The following is a 17,567-nucleotide window of genomic DNA, read 5'->3' as shown; positions in this document are numbered from 1 at the left end:
GCTAGACTGGAGGCATGCCCGAACCGAAAGTCGCCAGCTTTCCGGCGATCCGCGGTGCGCTGAAGTTCTACCAGATCGCGTCGATCATCACAGGAGTCATGCTGCTCCTGCTGCTCGCCGAGATGGTGCTGAAGTACACGCCGATCCACCTCGAGCTCTTCCTCGGAGGCTCCGGGGGGCCGCTCTGGTTCGCCGGCGTCCTGGCCGGGCCCGACTGCCAGTGGTGGTCGCTCTTCGCCCCGTGGACGAACTCGTGCGAGATGACCTCGCTCGGCGACGGGTTCAACGTGTCGCTGTTCATCCTCGTGGCGCACGGCTGGTTCTACGTCGTGTACCTGTTCTCGTGCTTCCGCATGTGGAGCCTGATGCGCTGGCCGTTCCCGCGCTTCATCCTGCTCGCGCTCGGCGGTGTCATCCCGCTGCTGTCGTTCTTCATGGAGGCGATCGTCGCCCGTGAAGTGAAGACCTATCTCGCCACCAGGGAGTCCGCAGAGACTTCCGCCCCCGCCCCGGAAGGTGTCCGTTGACCGAACAGTCCGAGACCCAGCAGCGCCCTGCGCTCGTCGTCGACTTCGGCGCGCAGTACGCGCAGCTGATCGCCCGTCGCGTCCGCGAGGCGGGTGTCTACAGCGAGATCGTGCCGCACACCGCCACGGCCGAGGAGATCGCCGCCAAGAACCCGGTCGCGATCATCCTCTCCGGTGGTCCTTCGTCGGTGTACGAAGAGGGTGCTCCGCGCCTGGACCCGGCGGTCTTCGACCTCGGTGTGCCGACCCTCGGCATCTGCTACGGCTTCCAGTACATGGCCCAGACTCTCGGCGGAGAGGTCGCGAACACCGGCCTGCGTGAGTACGGGGCGACGGATGCCGTGATCACGGGTGACGGCGGAACACTGCTGGGCGGCCAGCCCGCGCAGCAGAACGTCTGGATGAGCCACGGCGACCAGGTCGCCAAGGCCCCGGAGGGCTTCGACGTGCTCGCGACGACGGATGCGACCAAGGTCGCGGCGTTCGCGAACGAGGAGCGCGGCTTCTACGGCGTGCAGTGGCACCCCGAGGTCAAGCACTCCGACCACGGCCAGCGCGTGCTCGAGAACTTCCTGCACAAGGGTGCGGGCCTCGCCTCCGACTGGAACAGCGGCAACGTGATCGCCGAGCAGATCGAGCGCATCCGCGAGCAGGTCGGCGACGCTCGCGTGATCTCGGCCCTCTCCGGAGGTGTCGACTCCGCCGTCTCCACGGCCCTCGTGCACAAGGCGATCGGCGACCAGCTCACGGCGGTCTTCGTCGACCACGGGCTGCTCCGCAAGGGCGAGCGCGAGCAGGTCGAGAAGGACTACGTGGAGTCCACCGGTGTGCGACTGATCACGGTCGACGCGGCCGACACCTTCCTCGGCCACCTCCAGGGGGTGACCGACCCCGAGGAGAAGCGCAAGATCATCGGACGCGAGTTCATCCGCGCGTTCGAGAAGGTGCAGCTCGACCTCGTCGCCGAGGCCAAGGCCTCGGGCGGCGCCCCGGTGAAGTTTCTCGTGCAGGGCACCCTCTACCCCGACGTCGTGGAGTCCGGCGGCGGTGCGGGTACCGCGAACATCAAGTCGCACCACAACGTGGGCGGTCTTCCCGACGACCTCGACTTCGAGTTGATCGAACCGCTGCGCGCCCTGTTCAAGGACGAGGTGCGTGCGATCGGTCGCGAGCTCGGCATCCCCGAGGCGATCGTCGGACGTCAGCCGTTTCCGGGGCCCGGTCTCGGTATCCGGATCATCGGTGAGGTCACCGCTGACCGTCTCGAGATTCTGCGTGAGGCCGACGCCATCGCCCGCGAGGAGCTGACGAAGGCCGGTCTCGACCAGGAGATCTGGCAGTGCCCCGTCGTGCTGCTGGCCGATGTGCGCTCGGTGGGCGTGCAGGGCGACGGCCGCACCTACGGTCATCCGATCGTGCTGCGCCCGGTGTCGAGTGAAGACGCCATGACGGCCGACTGGACCAGGCTGCCGTACGACGTGCTGTCGAAGATCTCCAATCGCATCACCAACGGTGTCCGTGACGTCAACCGCGTCGTGCTCGACGTCACGTCGAAGCCGCCGGGGACGATCGAGTGGGAGTAGGGAGCGCGACGCTCCCCGACGCGGCGCCGGCACTTCCCGACGCCGCGTACGTGGTGCTGTCCAGCCGGCTGATCCCCGGCATGGACGGCGGCTACACGATCGCGACACTCGCACGTGCGCGTCAGCTCGCCGCCGCCGGTGTCGCCGACGGCACAGGACCGCAGCTGCTCACCTTCGATCCGGGAACCGCCGCCGACCATGCCGAGCACCGGCGGGCTTTCGCGGAGCAGGGCGCACTCGCCGACCCTTCGCGTCTGCGCAATCTGTTCGATGAAGCGGTTGCGGAAGGCGGGGGAGCGGCCGACTGGCTGCGTGCCGCCGCCGACGCCGCCGTGAGCGCCGATCCCGACGTCGAGTACCGGGTGCTGGCTGATCCCGAGGGGCGACCCTTCGTCGCGCTGCCGGTGATCCCGGGGAACCCGGATTGGCACCTGACCGAGGAGCCCGTGCTCGTGTACGACGCCGCGGGTGCGGTGGCCGGGGCTCTGCACGGGTTCCGCGGCCTCTACCGGGCCTGGCTCGACACGGTGACCGACGCGTTCGGCGACCGGCAGATCATCGTGATCTGCGAGTCCCGACAGCTGGGCGAGCTCATCGCCGACTGGTCCGACCCGCGCGTGCGCATCCTGCACACGATCCACACCATGCACGTGGAGGCGCCGTACACCCCGGATGCGCCGATGAACACGCTCTGGACGCGGTGGTTCCGCGTGGCGGACAGGTTCGACGCCGTGATCTGGCCGACCGCCACGCAGCGTGACGACGTGGTGGCACGGTTCGGCTCCTCGGCCTCTCACGTCCTGGTGCCGAACCCCATTGCGCCGGTCGAACGCCGCGATGATCTGCGCGAAGACGGCCTGGTGGTCGTGCTCGGCCGCCTCGCACCCGGAAAGCGCATCGATCATGCCATCCGCGCGTTCCTCGCCGCAGGCGTTCCCGGCACCCGGATGGAGATCTGGGGCGGAGGCCCCGAAGAGGACCGACTGCGGGCACTCATCGAAGAGCTCGACGCCGGCGACCGCGTGCTGCTCGCCGGCTACACCGACTCACCGGGGACCGTGCTCGACCGGGCATCGATGATCGTCACCGCGACCGCCTTCGAGGGGCAGCCGTTGTCGATCGTGGAAGCGCTCCTGCACGGTGCGCCCGTCGTGTCGTACGACGCCCGCTACGGCATCCGCGACGTGCTCGAACAGGGCGGCGGCGTGCTGGTCCCCAGCGGCGACGTCGACGCGCTCTCCGAGGCGATCCGCGCACTCCTGACCGACCCGGAACGACTCGCGGTGCTGAGCGCCGAGGCCCCGTCGGTCGCTGCAGCGTGGAGCCCTCAGCGTTCGCTCGACGCGCTCACCGCCGTGATCGCCGATGCCGCCGCGCGCCCGTCGCGTCGCGCTTGACCGTCGTCGAGCGATCCTCGTCGAGGGACCACCCCTCACCGTGCCGCCCGCGAGAACTTTCTTCGGAGAGAATTCCAGGGTGATGTCGATCCGGGCCGTTCCCGTTCGACGTCATTGATGAGAGGGTCGAGAGACGGCCCTTCGAACAAGGAGAACATCATGAAGTTCATGCTCATCATGCGCGCGACCGACGAGGCCGTCGAGGCGTACAAGGAGATGCCGTTCGAGCAGGTCATCGAGGCCATGGGCAAGTACAACGAGTCGATGATGAAGGCCGGAGTGCTCGTCGCCGGCGAGGGTCTGACCGACGCCGCCGAGGGTTTCGTGGTCGACTTCAGCGCCGAGAAGCCGCTCATCACCGACGGCCCCTACGGCGAGACCAAGGAGCTGTTCAACGGTTTCTGGATCCTCGAGGTCTCTTCCCGCGAAGAGGCTGCGGAGTGGGCCAGCCGCGCGCCTCTCGGACGCGGGTCGTACCTCGAGGTGCGCAGGGTGACCGGAGTCGAGGACTTCCCCGCCGACAACGAGTGGATCGAGAAGGAAGCCGGCTGGCGCGAGGAGCAGGCTCAGCGCGCCCAGCAGTGAGGCGATAGCGGCGATGCACGCTTCCGCTCACGGTGAGACGGCGCGTTCGGCACCCGACCCCGGGTCTGCCCAACGCGCCGTCTCCGCCGTCTGGCGCATCGAGTCCGCCCGCATCGTCGGTGCTCTCACCCGGATGGTCGGCGACTTCGGTCTCGCGGAAGAGCTGGCCCAGGAAGCGCTCGTCGATGCGCTGCAGCAGTGGCCGACGGAGGGGGTTCCTCGCAACGCCGGTGCCTGGCTCACGGCGGTGGCCAAGCGCAGGGCCGTCGACCGGTGGCGACGGCAGGAGCGCCTCGACGAGCGTCTCGCCCTGCTCGCGCACGACCTCGAGCAGGAACAGGGGAAGGGCGGAGACCTGCTGTGGGATCCGGATGTCGTCGACGACGATGTGCTGCGTCTGATCTTCATCTCCTGCCACCCTGTGCTCTCCCGGGAGGCTCAGGTCGCTCTGACCCTGCGTGTCGTGGGAGGGCTGTCCAGCGAGGAGATCGCGCGCGCCTTCCTGGCGCCGACCGCCACCGTGCAACAGCGCATCGTCCGTGCGAAGAAGACGCTGGCCGCCGCGAACGCCCCGTTCGAGGTTCCCCCGCGTGAGGAACGCGCCCAGCGCATCGGTGCGATCCTCGGCGTGCTGTACCTGATCTTCAACGAAGCCCATGCCGCCAGCAGCGGTCCCGAGTGGATGCGTCCGGAGCTGAGTGACGAGGCCATCCGCCTGGGCCGGGTGCTCGCCGCACTGATGCCGCAGGAGCCCGAGGTGCACGGACTGCTGGCGCTGATGGAGCTGACGGCGGCGCGGTTCGCCGCGCGGGTGGATCGCCACGGCGCCCCCGTGTTGCTGGCCGACCAGGACCGCAGGCGCTGGGACCGCAGCCGCATCGCGCGCGGGCGGGCGTCCCTGGCGAGAGCGGACGCGCTCGGACGCGGACGCGGCGCCTACTGCCTGCAGGCCGTGATCGCCGAGTGTCATGCGGTTGCCCGGTCGGTCGATGAGACCGACTGGGACCGGATCGTGCTCCTGTACGAGGCACTCGGTCGCATCTCCCCGTCGCCGGTCGTGGAGCTCAACCGTGCCGCAGCCGTCGCGATGGCCACCGGGCCCGCGTCCGCGCTGCGCATCGTCGATGAGCTGACGGGTTCGGGGGCACTGCGCGGCTACCACCTGCTGCCGGCGACGCGGGGTGAGCTGCTGCGTCGGCTCGGGCGCGAGGAGGAGGCGAGGAGCGATTTCGTCGTCGCCGCCGGTCTCGCGGGCAACGATCGGGAGCGGGCGCTGCTGGAGCGGAAGGCGAGCGGGGCCGAGAAATGACTCGTCCCCCTCGGAAGCCGGAGCTGCCGAGGGGGACGAGCGGTGGGATCGACGTGCACGACGTCGCTTCCCCGGTGTGTCAGTTGCGCGCCTTCTGGCCGCGACCGGCGATCAGGCCGTAGATCAGGAGCACGATGATGGAACCCGCGATGGCGAGGAGCCAGGTGCCGAGGTCCAAGAACTCGGTGAGCGGACGGTTGAGGATCAGACTGCCGAGCCAGCCGCCGAGCAGCGCACCGACGACGCCGAGGAGCAGCGTGATGAACCAGCCGCCACCCTGCTTGCCGGGAAGGATCAGCTTGGCGATGGCTCCGGCGATGAGGCCGAGAAGAAGAAAGCCGAGAAAACTCATGGTCAGCTCCTGTGGATAGGGAGCCCCGGGGTGCCGGGGCTTCTGACATCCACATTGCCGATGTTGCTGCCTGAGTGCCAACCCCTTGCGCGCACGCCCCCGGGTATGCAAAGAGGTCCGCCTCCCTCGGGAGACGGACCTCTTCGTGATCTCGTGACGTGCGACGTCAGTTGTTGCCGCGGACGATCGCGATGATGCGCAGGATCTCGATGTAGAGCCAGACCACCGTGACCATGATGCCGAAGGCGCCGAGCCAGCCGTACTGGCGGGGAGCGCCATTGCGGACGCCCTGCTGGATCTGGTCGAAGTCGAGCACGAGCGAGTACGCCGCCATGATCACGACGAGAACGCCGATGATGACACCGAGCGGGATGCCCATGATGTTGGCGCTGAGCATTCCGAACGCCTGTCCCTCGGGCAGCACGCCGGTCCACATGAGGACGACGTTCAGCAGCGAGAAGACCAGGTAGCCGACCATGGCGATCATGAAGATCTTGGTCGCCTTCTTCGACGCGCGGATCTTGCCGCTCGCGAAGAGGGCCAGGGTCACACCGACGACCGAGACGGTCGCGAGGGTCGCCTGGAAGACGATGCCGGGGTAGATGACCTCGAAGAACGACGAGATGCCACCGATGAAGAGGCCCTCGAACGCGGCGTAGGCGAAGATCAGCGCGGGCCGGACCTTCTTGCGCGACGTGAACGTGATGACCATCGCGAGCACGAAGCCGCCGAGTGCGCCGACGATCCACGGCAGCATGTTGGGCTGGAAGTCGCTGTACGGGTTGTACTTCGGCACATCCAGGCCACCGAGCGTCAGCACCCAGCCGATCGCGGCGGTGACGAGAAGGATGCCGAACAGGCCGGCGGTCTTCCAGACCGTGTCCTCGACCGACATGCGGTCGGTCTCGATGGCACCGGCCGGCGGGGCGGCGTACATGCCTTCGAGCTGCGCATTGGCGGCGGCGTCCATCGCCCCGTGCTGGAGCGAGGCGTTCTGCGCGCCCTGGGCAGCCTGAGGTCCGCCCGGGTACGTCGCGACGTTGCGCGGGTCCTGTTGCTGGAAAGCAGGGTTGTTGAAAGCGAAGTTGCTCATTGGTGGGCCTCACTCCAAAGGGGGGTAGTAGGTCTCTTGCCTCAACGATACTCGGGAGGGGACGTCGACGGGGTGTTCTACGCTGAGAGCGTGCCCAGGAAATCCCCCCTCGTCATCGGGCACCGCGGTGCGCCCGGCTACCGTCCGGAGCACAGTCGCTCCTCCTACGAGCTCGCACTCGCCATGGGAGTCGATGCGGTCGAGCCCGACGTCGTGGCGACGAAGGACGGTGTGCTCATCGTGCGGCACGAGAACGAGATCTCGGGCACGACCGATGTGGCCGAGCACCCCGAGTTCGCCGACCGCAAGACGACCAAGCGCGTCGACGGGCAGGCGCTGACCGGCTGGTTCAGCGAGGACTTCACCTGGGCCGAGCTGTCCACGCTGCGGATCCGCGAACGACTGCCGGAGGTGCGGACGTCGAGTGCGAGCTTCGACGGTGCCCAGCCGATCCTGCGCCTCCGGGACGTGCTCGACATCGTGCGTGACGGGTCGGCGGAGCACGGACGCGAGATCGGTGTGGTGCTCGAGGTCAAGCACGCCACGTACTTCGCGAGCATCGGCCTCGACCTGGCCCCGCTGGTCGACCGCGAGCTGCGCGAGGCCGGATGGGCGGAGGGCGAGCTGCCGCTGGTGATCGAGTGCTTCGAGTCGACGGTGCTCGGTCAGCTGCGCGAGCGCGGGATCTCTGCGTCGTACATCTATCTGATCGAGGCATCGGGACGTCCGTACGACCTCCTGACGGCCGAGGGCTCGCACGCGCTCACGTACAAGGCGACGGTGAAGGCCCAGGGGCTCGACGGCCTCGTCGGGCGCGTCGACGGCATCAGCGTGAGCAAGAAGATGCTGCTCGACCGCGGCAACACGATCGTCGCCGACGCGCACGCACGAGGCCTCCAGGTGTTCACCTGGACGTGCCGCCCGGAGAACGCCTTCCTCGCGGCGGAGTTCCGCGGCCAGGGCGGACGCGGCGACTACGGCGACTACGAGGCGGAGTGGGGAGTCATCGCCCGCCAGGGCATCGACGGCGTGTTCGTCGATCATCCGGATCTGGGCGTCGCCTTCTTCCGCAGCTGACCTGCGCGCGGGCTCAGAGTGCGTGGAGCCCGCTCAGAGCGTGCGGTCGAAGGCGCCCCTGCGGGTGGAGACGATCTCCTTGCCGAGCGGCATGAGAGAGACCGGCACCATCTTGAAGTCGGCGATGCCCATCGGGATGCCGATGATCGTGATGCACAGCAGGATGCCCGAGACGATGTGGCCGATCGCGAGCCACCACCCCGCGAGGATCACCCACAGCACGTTGCCGAGGAACGACCCGACGCCCGCGGTCGGCTTGCTGATGACCTCGCGGCCGAACGGCCAGATCGCGTAGGCGGCGATGCGGAAGGAGGCGATCGCCCACGGGATCGTGATGATCGGGATGCACAGCAGGATGCCGGCCAGGACGTACCCGAGGAAGAGGGCCCATCCGGCCAGGATGACCCAGATGATGTTGAGGATCGTGCGCATGAGCTGATTGTGTCACCTGTGTTCGGGTGGGCCTGAGCATCCGCCCCGAGGTCCGGGGTGCGACGGTTCCCCGATGCCAGACTGACCGCATGACCGGAATCGTGGTGCAAGACGTCAGTAGAGCGTTCGGGACGGTGCAGGCGGTGAGGGGGGCCACTCTTCGGGCCGAGCCCGGCCGCGTGACTGGCCTCGTGGGGCCGAACGGAGCAGGCAAGACGACGCTGCTCCTGATGCTCGCCTCCCTCCTCGCCCCCGACACCGGGACGATCAGCATCGGGGGTGTCGATCCATCCGTCGATCCGCTGGCGGCGAGACGTCTTCTCGGGTGGATGCCGGACGCTCTCGGCGCCTGGCCGTCGCTCACGGCGCGGGAGACCATCGTCACGACCGCCCGCCTGTACGGCATCGACAAGCCCGAGGCCGCGGTCCGTGCCGAGCAGCTGCTGGCGCTCGTCGGGCTCTCCGATCTCGCCGATTCCCCCGCGAAGGTGCTGTCCCGCGGGCAGAAGCAGAAGCTCGGACTGGCCCGTGCCCTCGTGCACGACCCGAAGGTGCTGCTCCTTGACGAGCCGGCTTCCGGCCTCGACCCGGAGGCGCGTGTGCAGCTGCGCGTGCTGCTGCGCCGTTTCGCGGCGGAGGGCCGCACGGTGCTGATCTCGAGCCACATCCTCTCGGAGCTCGAGGAGGTCGTCGACGACGCGGTGTTCCTCGTCGCCGGTGCCGTCGTCGATGCCGCTCCCGCGCGGAGCATGGTGCGCGCCTGGCGGCTACGCCTCGCCGGCGCGACCCCGGAGCGGATGAACGCCGATGCCTGGCAGGTGGCCTCGAACCTCGGCATCGCCCCCGAGTCGCTCGCCCAGGATCGCGGCGCGGTGCTCGTCGGGTTCGAGTGGGAGGACGCCGCGGCGCAGGCCCTGCGGCATCTCGTCGAAGCGGGACTCCCTGTCGTGGAGTTCGCACCGGCGCAGAGCCAGCTGGAGCACACGTTCCTGAACCTGCAGCACGCGACACCACACCAGGCACCCACCGGAACGGAGGCGGGCGCATGAGCCTCGCGAACATCGGCATCATCGCCCGACTCGAACTGACCCAGCGCCTGCGCAGTGTGGGCTGGTACGTGCTGCTGGGCGTCTTCGCCCTGGTGCTGCTCGGCGTTACGGGGCTCTCGTTCGCCGTGTACTCCTGGGGCGATGCCATCGGCGCAGGCGTGTACTCGATCGTCGTCAACATCGTGCTGCTGCTCGTCGTGCTGGTGTCGCCGACGCTCAGCGGCAATGCGATCAACGGGGATCGGGATGCGGCGACGCTCGCCGCGGTGCAGGTGACCGCCGCATCGACCGGTGACATCATGCTCGGCAAACTCGTCGCGGCGGTCGCCACCGGCGGAGCGTTCCTCGTCGTCGCGCTGCCTTTCCTCGCCCTGTCGCTGCTGGGAGGAGGAGCGAACCCGGTCGTGCTGCTCCTCTCGCTGCTCGTGCTCGCGGCGGAGATCATCATCGTGGCCGCGATCGGCGTGGGTCTGAGCGGGCTCATCGCCCGTCCGCTGTTCTCGGTCGCGACGACCTATCTGGTCGTCGCCGCGCTCGTGTTCGGTACGCTCATCGCGTTCGGGCTCGGCGGCATGGCGGTGCGCAGCGAGGCGACCGTCTATTCGCGTCCGTACGACGCCAACGGGAACCCCGACTGTGATCGCTGGGAGGTCAACAGCACGCAGGAGGTGCCGCGGTTCGACCTGGTCTGGTGGACGCTCGCCGCGAACCCGTTCATCGTCCTCGCCGATGCGACCCCGACCGAGTTCTCGCCGGAGGGGTATCCGGTCGACATGTTCGGTCAGATCAAGTACGGCCTGCGCAGCGCCCAGCAGTCTCCGCTCGAGCAGCGCTGGGACCCGTGCGACGGGGATGGCCAGACACCTACGGCCGAAGAGGTGATCGCTTCGTCGGTGCCGAGCTGGTTCGTCGGCCTCGGCGTACAGGTCGTCATCGCGGGCTCGCTGTTCGCCGGCGCCTGGGCGCGCACCCGGACGCCGGCTCGACGTCTGCCTCCGGGAACCCGCATCGCCTGAATGCTCCGACCGGAGCGGCACCGAGTGCGCTGACGAGGAGGATGCGGGCAATCGCCACCTCCCGTTCATCTGCCGTGCACCCGAGGGATCCTCTGCGGCCACGCGGGATCGGTGGTCTGGGCTGGTACCCGACTGAGTCCCCTCCCGGTCGGCCCCGCGACCAGCGGGGACCGCCGGCCCAGCCACCCAGGAGTCCTCCATGCCCCGCCTGCACAGTGCAGCTGCGGTCGCGGCGGTGTGCGCCTTGAGCGCCGCCGCCCTGCTCGCCACTCCCGCCGCCGCGATCGGTGCCGATCCCGGCATCCCCTCCGAGACGGTCTCGGCCGCTCCGAGTCTCGTGCTGAACGAGATCGTCTACGACGACGCGGCGACCGGTCTCGCCGACCAGGTCGAGATCTACAACGCCGGAGCGGAGACGGTCGACCTCACCGGATGGACCATCGCCGATGAGAAGCGCGACAGCTTCGGCACGGCTCCGCAGGGTACCTCGCTGGCTCCGGGGGAGTTCCTGGTGCTCGTGAGGGATGTCGACTTCGCCTTCGGGCTCGGCAAGGGCGACGAGGTCGTGCTCTTCGACCCGAGCGGCACCGAGGTCGACTCCTACGCCTACGAGAACACCGCACCGTTGTCGGTGTGGGCGCGCTGCCCCGACGGCACGGGGGCCTGGGCGCCGGCGACGGCGGCCACGCCCGGCACCCCCAACGACTGCTCGGTCGCACCGGTCGCCGGCTCCATCGTCATCAACGAGGTCGACTCGCAGCCCGCCGACTGGGTGGAGTTCCACAACCCCGGCACCGAGGCGCTCGACATCTCGGGCTACGAGATCCGCGACAACTCCGATGACCACCGCTGGCAGTTCCTCGACGGCACGCAGATCGGAGCGGGACAGTTCCTCGTCGTCGAGGAGGGGACGGTGGGTCTCTCCGGCGGTGTCGAAGCCGCGTTCCGCGAGCCGATCGGCATCGGCAGCGCCGACCGCATCCGCCTCTACGACGCCTCCGGCGCGATGATCGACGACACTCTGCCGTGGCAGGGGCACGCCGCGATCGACGGAGACTTCGCTGCAGCCACACTCGCGCGATGCCCGGACGGCGTCGGCGCCTTCGTGCTCGCCCGACCGACTCCGGGGGCGACGAATTCGTGTGTCATGCCCGACGTCGTCATCAACGAGATCGAGTCGAACGGCGATGCCACCGACTGGGTCGAGGTCGTGAACACCGGCACCACGTCAGTCGACCTGTCCGGCTGGACAGTGATGGACAACGACCCCGCAGGCCATGCAGCCGAGACCACACCGCTGCCGGCGGGCACGATCGTGCAGCCGGGCGGCTACTTCGTCTTCGACCAGCCGGCGAACTTCGTCTTCGGACTCGGCAACGGCGACACCGTCACCGTCCGTGACGCGAACGGCAACACGGTCGACGAGCACACGTACGCCGCGCACGCCGCCGGCGTCCTCGCCCGTTGTGCGGACGGCACGGGCGATCTCATCGACATCGCGGTCTCGACCAAGGGACTGCGCAACGCCTGCGGCAACCCCGTGCGCATCAACGAGGTCGAATCCGACGGCGGCTCGCCCGACGACTGGGTGGAGCTGGTCAACCCGACCGGCACCGCGCTCGATGTGTCGGGCATCGTGGTGAAGGACGACGACGACACCCACGCCTACGCGATCCCGGCCGGCACCAGCATCGGCGCGGGGGAGTACCTCGTGATCGAGCGGGCCCAGCTCGGCTTCGGCCTCGGCGCCGGCGATGCGGTGCGGGTGTTCGACGGCGACCTGCTCGTCGACGAGGCCTCCTGGGGCGACGGCCACGCGGCGACCACCTGGGGCCGCTGCCCTGACACCACGGGTGCCTTCGCCAGCACGGCCGAATCCACGAAGGGCGCGGCCAACGTCTGCGCGGGAGAGATCGCGGTGGCGACGTGGCCCGGCTCTGCCGACGTGCGCGTGGTCGACAGCATCCCGACGTTCCTCGAAGACAGCTCAGGGCTCGACGTGCAGGAGACCGCCGATGGCGCCTTCCTCTGGGCGGTCGACAACGGCGAGGGTCGGATCTGGAAGCTCGAGGCGCACGCCGACGGCTCGGTCGAGAAGGCCGACGGATGGGATGCGGGCAAGCGCGTGCGCTTCCAGAAGGATGCCGCGAACCCGGCAGCCGCGGGCCCCGACACCGAGGGCATCACGGTCGACGGCGACGGCTTCGTGTACGTGGCCTCCGAACGGGACAACAGCGCCAAGGGTGTGAACCAGAACGTGGTGCTCAAGGTCGACCCCGACGCCTCGAACGGCGACCTCGTCGCTCAGCAGGAATGGGATCTGACCTCTCTGCTGCCGGCCGTGGGTGCGAACCTCGGCATGGAGGCCGTGCAGTGGGTGCCGGACTCGGCGCTGGCCGGGAAGCTCTTCGACGACAGCAAGAGCGCGGCGTACGACCCGAAGAGCTACGCCGGTCACGGCGGTGGGCTGTTCTTCGTCGCGGTCGAGGACAACGGCCACGTCTACGCCTTCGCCCTCGGGTCCGACGGTTCGGCGACGCTGGTTTCGGAGATCGCCCCAGGTCTCACCGGAGTGATGGCGCTCGACTACGACAGCGTGCGCAAGACGCTGTGGGCCGTGTGCGACGACGGCTGCCAGGGCCGCTCGGTGGAGATCACGCTGAACGGCACCGCGCAGCCGGGCACCGCCCACTACGCCCGCCCCGCCGGCATGCCCGACATCAACAACGAGGGCTTCGCGACCGCGCCGGCCTCGCTGTCGGTCGACGGGCGGCGTCCGGTGTGGTGGTTCGCCGACGGCTTCGCGTCCGAAGCGCTGCGCACCGGGACGCTCCCCGGAGCCAGCGGTGAGAACCCGGGCGGTGAGACCCCGCCGCTTCCGGGCACCGGCCTCGTCGACGACAACCGCAACGGTCTGACGGTGGACCCCTCGATCGCGACCCCCGGGCAGAAGGTCACCGTCACCGTCGGTGTGAAGAGTGCAGGCGCGCAGGTGTCGGTGTGGATGTACTCCGACCCGTCGCGGATCGCCTCGGGGACGCTCACCTCCGGGGGCACGATCGCGGTGACGATCCCCGCCGACGCACCACTCGGCGCGCACCGGATCGCCGTGTTCGACGCGAGCGGTGGGATCCTCGGCTGGGCGGACATCCGCATCGCCGCAGGGACGGGCACCGGTGCCGGGACCGGCACAGGTGCAGGTGGACTCGCGACCACCGGCTCCGAGCTCCCCGTGGCCGCCGTCGCCCTGGCACTGATGCTCCTCACCGCCGGTGCGGTGGCCGTCCGCCGTCGGAAACGCGACGCCTGAGCCGGAGGAGGGGTGCGCAGGCCGGCCGCGCACCCCTCCTCCCGCCGTCTGCGCCCCGGGATCCCGTGCCGTGGTGTCGGTGCCGACGCCTAGACTCATAAGGCCATGACCGAAGCTCCTCTCATCGTCCCCTCCACCACCGGTCCTCGCTCGTCGGGAGCCCCTGGACAGGACGATCTCCTCGCCGGCCTCAACCCGCAGCAGCTCGAGGCCGTCACCTATCGCGGTCCCGCGCTGCTCATCGTCGCGGGGGCCGGATCGGGCAAGACCAGCGTGCTCACCCGCCGCATCGCCTCGCTGCTGCGCGGGCGGGAGGCATGGCCGAGTCAGATCCTCGCGATCACCTTCACCAACAAGGCCGCCGGAGAGATGCGCGAGCGTGTCGAGGGACTGATCGGCGACGCCGCCCGTGGCATGTGGATCTCCACGTTCCACTCCGCGTGCGTGCGCATCCTGCGCCGTGAGGCCGAGCAGTTCGGCTACACCAAGTCGTTCACGATCTACGACTCCGGCGACTCGCGGGCGCTCCTCAAGCGCCTGGTCAAGGAGCACGAGGCCGACGCCTACGGGCTCACGCCCGCGTCGGTGCAGTCGCGCATCTCCAAGCTCAAGAACGAGCTGTCCGACGCCGAGTCGTACGCGCGCCAGGCCAACATGAGCGATCCGGCCGAACGGGTCTTCGTCGAGGTCTTCGCCGACTACCAGCGGCAGCTGCAGAAGGCCAACGCCTTCGACTTCGACGATCTGATCGGGCAGACCGTGTACCTGTTCCGGGCGTTCCCGCAGGTCGCCGACACCTACCGCCGCCGTTTCCGCCACATCCTGGTCGACGAGTACCAGGACACCAACCACGCCCAGTACTCGCTGATCCACGAGCTCACGCGCCCCGTGTCGGGGGCTGCGGGTTCCGCCCCCGATCCATATGCCTCCAACGGCATGATGATCTTCGAGCCCGATCCGGCGCCAACGGCGGATGCCGGTGAGCCCGGCGCCTCGCTCACCGTGGTCGGCGACTCCGACCAGTCGATCTACGCGTTCCGCGGGGCGGACATCCGCAACATCAGCGAGTTCGAACGCGACTTCCCGGGTGCTCGAGTGGTGCTTCTCGAGCAGAACTACCGGTCGACGCAGAACATCCTGTCGGCGGCGAACGCGGTGATCGGCAACAACTTCGACCGCAAGGACAAGAAGCTCTGGAGCGACAAGGGCGACGGCGATCCCATCATCGGCTTCACGGGCTACTCGCAGCACGACGAGGCGCAGTTCGTGGCCGATGAGGTCGAGGCGCTGCACCGGGCCGGTATGCCCTACTCCGAGATGGCGGTGTTCTACCGCACGAACTCGCAGTCCCGTGCGCTGGAGGAGATCTTCATCCGCTCCGCGGTGCCGTACAAGATCATGGGCGGCACGAAGTTCTACGACCGTGCCGAGATCAAGGATGCACTCGCGTATCTCGTCGCGGTCGCGAACCCGGCCGACGAGATGTCGGTGCGGCGCATCCTGAACAAGCCACGGCGCGGCATCGGAGACGTGACCGAGACCGCCATCGCCCGGTTCGCCGAGGAGAACGGCATCAGCTTCCGCGATGCACTGTCGATGCCGGGCCAGCTCGGCGTCGGGCCGAAGATCCAGGCGGCGATCGGTCAGCTCGACGCGGTGCTCGCCGAAGCCGCCGCCATCCTGACACCCGCCAGCGGCGAGCTGCCGCCGCCCACCGCGGTAGCCGACGGCCTGAGTCTGCTGCTGGGCAAGAGCGGGTATCTCGACGCACTGCGTGCGAGCCGCGATCCGCAGGACGAGGCGCGCGTCGAGAACCTCGACGAGTTCGTCGCCGTCGCCCGCGACTTCGCGCGCAACAACCCCGAAGGCACGATCGTCGACTTCCTCACCGAGGTCGCCCTGGTCTCCGATGCCGATGACCTCGACGACGAGTCGGGCTCGGTCTCGCTCATGACCATGCATACGGCCAAGGGTCTGGAGTACGACGCCGTGTTCGTCACCGGCGTCGAGGAAGACCTCATCCCGCACCGCATCTCGGCCGGCGAGCCCGGTGGACCGCAGGAGGAGCGTCGACTCTTCTACGTCGGAATCACGCGTGCCCGCAAGCGTCTGCACCTGTCCCTCGCGATGACGAGGGCGCAGTTCGGCGAGGTCACGGTCGCGATGCCCAGCCGCTTCCTGCAGGAGATCCCGGCGGGCCTGATCGACTGGCGACAGTCGCCGGGCGATGTGAACTCGCGCGGCGGCATGCAGTCGCGCGCACTGAACGCACGTCGCCAGGGCGGCTTCGGCGGTTCGGGCTCAGGAGACCGGTTCGCGGTGAAGTCGCTGCCGGGGCGCGACTCCCTGAAGCCGCTGTCGACAGCGATGGACAAGTTCCCCAACCGGGTCACGGCCAAGATGCGCGACAACGGAGACCTCGAACTCGCCGCCGGCGATCGCATCCGTCACGTCGACTTCGGCGAGGGGCGAGTGGACGCGGTGACGGGTGAGGGTGCGAAGCGCATCGCCCACGTGCGATTCGACTCGGCGGGACAGAAGAAGCTCCTCATCAAGGTCGCACCGATCGAGAAGATCTAGCCCGCCGCGGGTGTTTCCGCTTCGGCGAAACACCGGTCGGATTGCCGGTTAGGCTGGCTCATATGGCCCTCTTCTCCCGCCGCAAGAAGTCCGGTGACGATGCCGTCGCCCCCACCACCGAGGCCGTCGAGACCGACGCCGCGCAGAACGATACGCGCCCGACCGACGCGCCCACCGTCGAGGCGGAGCAGCCCGTCGCGGCACCGTCGATCGGCATCTCGGTGCAGGCTTTCCGGGGCGTCGGCGCGGAAGCCGGGCCCGAGGTCGCGCTGCCGAGCGCAGAGGGCGCGTCGACCACCGACGCGCAGCCGGTTGCGGCGCCCGCCGCACCACGGACCACGCCGCCTCCGACCGCTCAGCCGCACGCGCCAGAGGAGCGGCGTCTGCCTCTCGCCTCCGCGATGCCGCCCGAGCAGACAGAGACCGTCGCCGGGATGAAGGACAACGTGCTGCTGCGCGAAGCCCTCACCGAGATCGAAGCGGGCGCGACCAACGACCAGCTTCTCGGCGTGATGCGTCAGGCGCTCCAGGGGCACCTGTACATCCGTGTGAACGGCGATGCGCGCGCACAGATCAGCGAGGGCAAGCCGCTCTCCGTCGCCGTCGTGCGCGACGCCGAAGACCGTCAGTACATGCTGGCGTTCAGCTCGGCCGGCGCGGTGCGCGATTCCGTGCAGCTCGAGGCGGACCCGTCGGGGACGTCGGCCGTCGCCCAGCCGGTCACCTCGGTGCTGCAGCAGGTCGTGTCCGGCGACTTCGCCGGACTCATCGTCGACAACGCTTCGGCGCCGCACCGTGTGGTGTTCCCGACCGAGCTTCTGCAGAAGACCCTCGAGCAGGCCGATGTCGACATGACCGTGAAGAGCATCCTCGCCGCCCCGCGCGAGCAGGATTCCGTCGTCAAGGTCGGCGAAGCCCTCGCCACGAAGCGGATGTGGGTGGCGGTCAACGACGGCTCCGGCGGTGGCCCCGTCGGTATCGCCGAGGCGCAGACCACCGACGGCCGCCGATTCCTGCAGCTGTTCTCGCACCCGCTCGAGGTCATCGCGCTGGGACGCGGCGACCGTCCGCTCCCGTTCGCGCCCGAGCAGCTGGCGAAGGTGCTCACCAGCCACACCGACATCGCCGGCGTGATCGTCGACTCGGCCGGCCCCTCGATCGTCGTCGAGCGGGATGCACTCACGCCGGTTCTCGTACTGGCGGTCGACCTCGGCGACTGATCCGACGCGACCGATGCGAACCCCGCGCGCCGTCGAG

The 17,567-nt window shown here is 69.0% G+C and carries 14 protein-coding genes; 11 read left to right on the top strand and 3 right to left on the bottom strand.

Annotated elements, in window-relative coordinates; genetic code table 11:
- Positions 1 to 14 precede the first annotated feature (14 nt).
- From KY497_RS15920 to KY497_RS15900, 5 genes are all read left to right on the top strand, one after another.
- Positions 15 to 527, top strand: a complete 513-nt coding sequence (locus tag KY497_RS15920) for a DUF3817 domain-containing protein (RefSeq protein ID WP_055870449.1) — start codon at positions 15 to 17, stop codon at positions 525 to 527.
- Positions 524 to 2,110, top strand: a complete 1,587-nt coding sequence (gene guaA / locus KY497_RS15915) for a glutamine-hydrolyzing GMP synthase (protein ID WP_055870451.1) — start codon at positions 524 to 526, stop codon at positions 2,108 to 2,110. The genes KY497_RS15920 and guaA overlap by 4 nt, the downstream gene beginning before the upstream one ends.
- Entirely contained in the window at positions 2,101 to 3,507 is a 1,407-nt protein-coding gene (locus KY497_RS15910; RefSeq protein ID WP_219869493.1) for a glycosyltransferase, read from the top strand. Before guaA ends, KY497_RS15910 begins: the two co-directional genes overlap by 10 nt.
- A 159-nt stretch (positions 3,508 to 3,666) precedes the next feature.
- Positions 3,667 to 4,092: a YciI family protein gene (locus KY497_RS15905; protein ID WP_017828299.1), complete on the top strand. Its 426-nt coding sequence runs from the start codon at positions 3,667 to 3,669 to the stop codon at positions 4,090 to 4,092.
- 13 nt (positions 4,093 to 4,105) lie between these two features.
- Positions 4,106 to 5,401 carry an RNA polymerase sigma factor gene (locus KY497_RS15900; protein ID WP_219869492.1) on the top strand — a complete coding sequence of 432 codons (1,296 nt, stop codon included), beginning with the start codon at positions 4,106 to 4,108 and terminating at the stop codon, positions 5,399 to 5,401.
- 79 nt (positions 5,402 to 5,480) lie between these two features.
- Here KY497_RS15900 and KY497_RS15895 read toward each other — a convergent pair whose 3' ends face one another.
- Together KY497_RS15895 and KY497_RS15890 are read right to left on the bottom strand one after the other, a co-directional pair.
- Positions 5,481 to 5,753: a GlsB/YeaQ/YmgE family stress response membrane protein gene (locus tag KY497_RS15895; protein ID WP_219869491.1), complete on the bottom strand. Its 273-nt coding sequence runs from the start codon at positions 5,751 to 5,753 to the stop codon at positions 5,481 to 5,483.
- 166 nt (positions 5,754 to 5,919) lie between these two features.
- Entirely contained in the window at positions 5,920 to 6,846 is a 927-nt protein-coding gene (locus KY497_RS15890; protein ID WP_141387171.1) for a Bax inhibitor-1/YccA family protein, read from the bottom strand.
- 90 nt (positions 6,847 to 6,936) lie between these two features.
- Here KY497_RS15890 and KY497_RS15885 point away from each other — a divergent pair, with 90 nt between their 5' ends.
- Positions 6,937 to 7,923, top strand: a complete 987-nt coding sequence (locus KY497_RS15885) for a glycerophosphodiester phosphodiesterase family protein (RefSeq protein WP_258185761.1) — start codon at positions 6,937 to 6,939, stop codon at positions 7,921 to 7,923.
- Positions 7,924 to 7,956: 33 nt separating this feature from the next.
- On the opposite strand, the gene KY497_RS15880 is transcribed toward KY497_RS15885, so the two are convergent.
- The gene (locus KY497_RS15880; protein WP_046748802.1) at positions 7,957 to 8,355 is read right to left on the bottom strand and encodes a YccF domain-containing protein; all 399 of its coding nucleotides are present in this window, start codon (positions 8,353 to 8,355) and stop codon (positions 7,957 to 7,959) included.
- A gap of 89 nt (positions 8,356 to 8,444) precedes the next feature.
- Here KY497_RS15880 and KY497_RS15875 point away from each other — a divergent pair, with 89 nt between their 5' ends.
- From KY497_RS15875 to KY497_RS15855, 5 genes are all read left to right on the top strand, one after another.
- Complete coding sequence (locus tag KY497_RS15875; RefSeq protein ID WP_219869489.1) at positions 8,445 to 9,404, top strand: ABC transporter ATP-binding protein; 960 nt, start codon at positions 8,445 to 8,447, stop codon at positions 9,402 to 9,404.
- Complete coding sequence (locus KY497_RS15870; protein ID WP_055877415.1) at positions 9,401 to 10,420, top strand: ABC transporter permease; 1,020 nt, start codon at positions 9,401 to 9,403, stop codon at positions 10,418 to 10,420. Before KY497_RS15875 ends, KY497_RS15870 begins: the two co-directional genes overlap by 4 nt.
- Before the next feature lie 199 nt (positions 10,421 to 10,619).
- Positions 10,620 to 13,730, top strand: coding sequence for a lamin tail domain-containing protein (locus tag KY497_RS15865; protein ID WP_219869488.1), 3,111 nt, complete (start codon positions 10,620 to 10,622; stop codon positions 13,728 to 13,730).
- A 105-nt stretch (positions 13,731 to 13,835) separates the two neighbouring features.
- Positions 13,836 to 16,310, top strand: a complete 2,475-nt coding sequence (locus KY497_RS15860; protein ID WP_017828308.1) for an ATP-dependent helicase — start codon at positions 13,836 to 13,838, stop codon at positions 16,308 to 16,310.
- A gap of 62 nt (positions 16,311 to 16,372) precedes the next feature.
- A complete protein-coding gene (locus KY497_RS15855) occupies positions 16,373 to 17,530 on the top strand; it encodes an SseB family protein (RefSeq protein ID WP_219869487.1) in 1,158 nt (385 codons plus the stop codon).
- Positions 17,531 to 17,567 lie beyond the last annotated feature (37 nt).

Origin of the sequence: Microbacterium sp. PAMC22086, assembly GCF_019443525.1 — a bacterium.
GTDB lineage: Bacteria > Actinomycetota > Actinomycetes > Actinomycetales > Microbacteriaceae > Microbacterium > Microbacterium maritypicum.
This window is presented reverse-complemented; position numbering and strand designations above follow the sequence as displayed.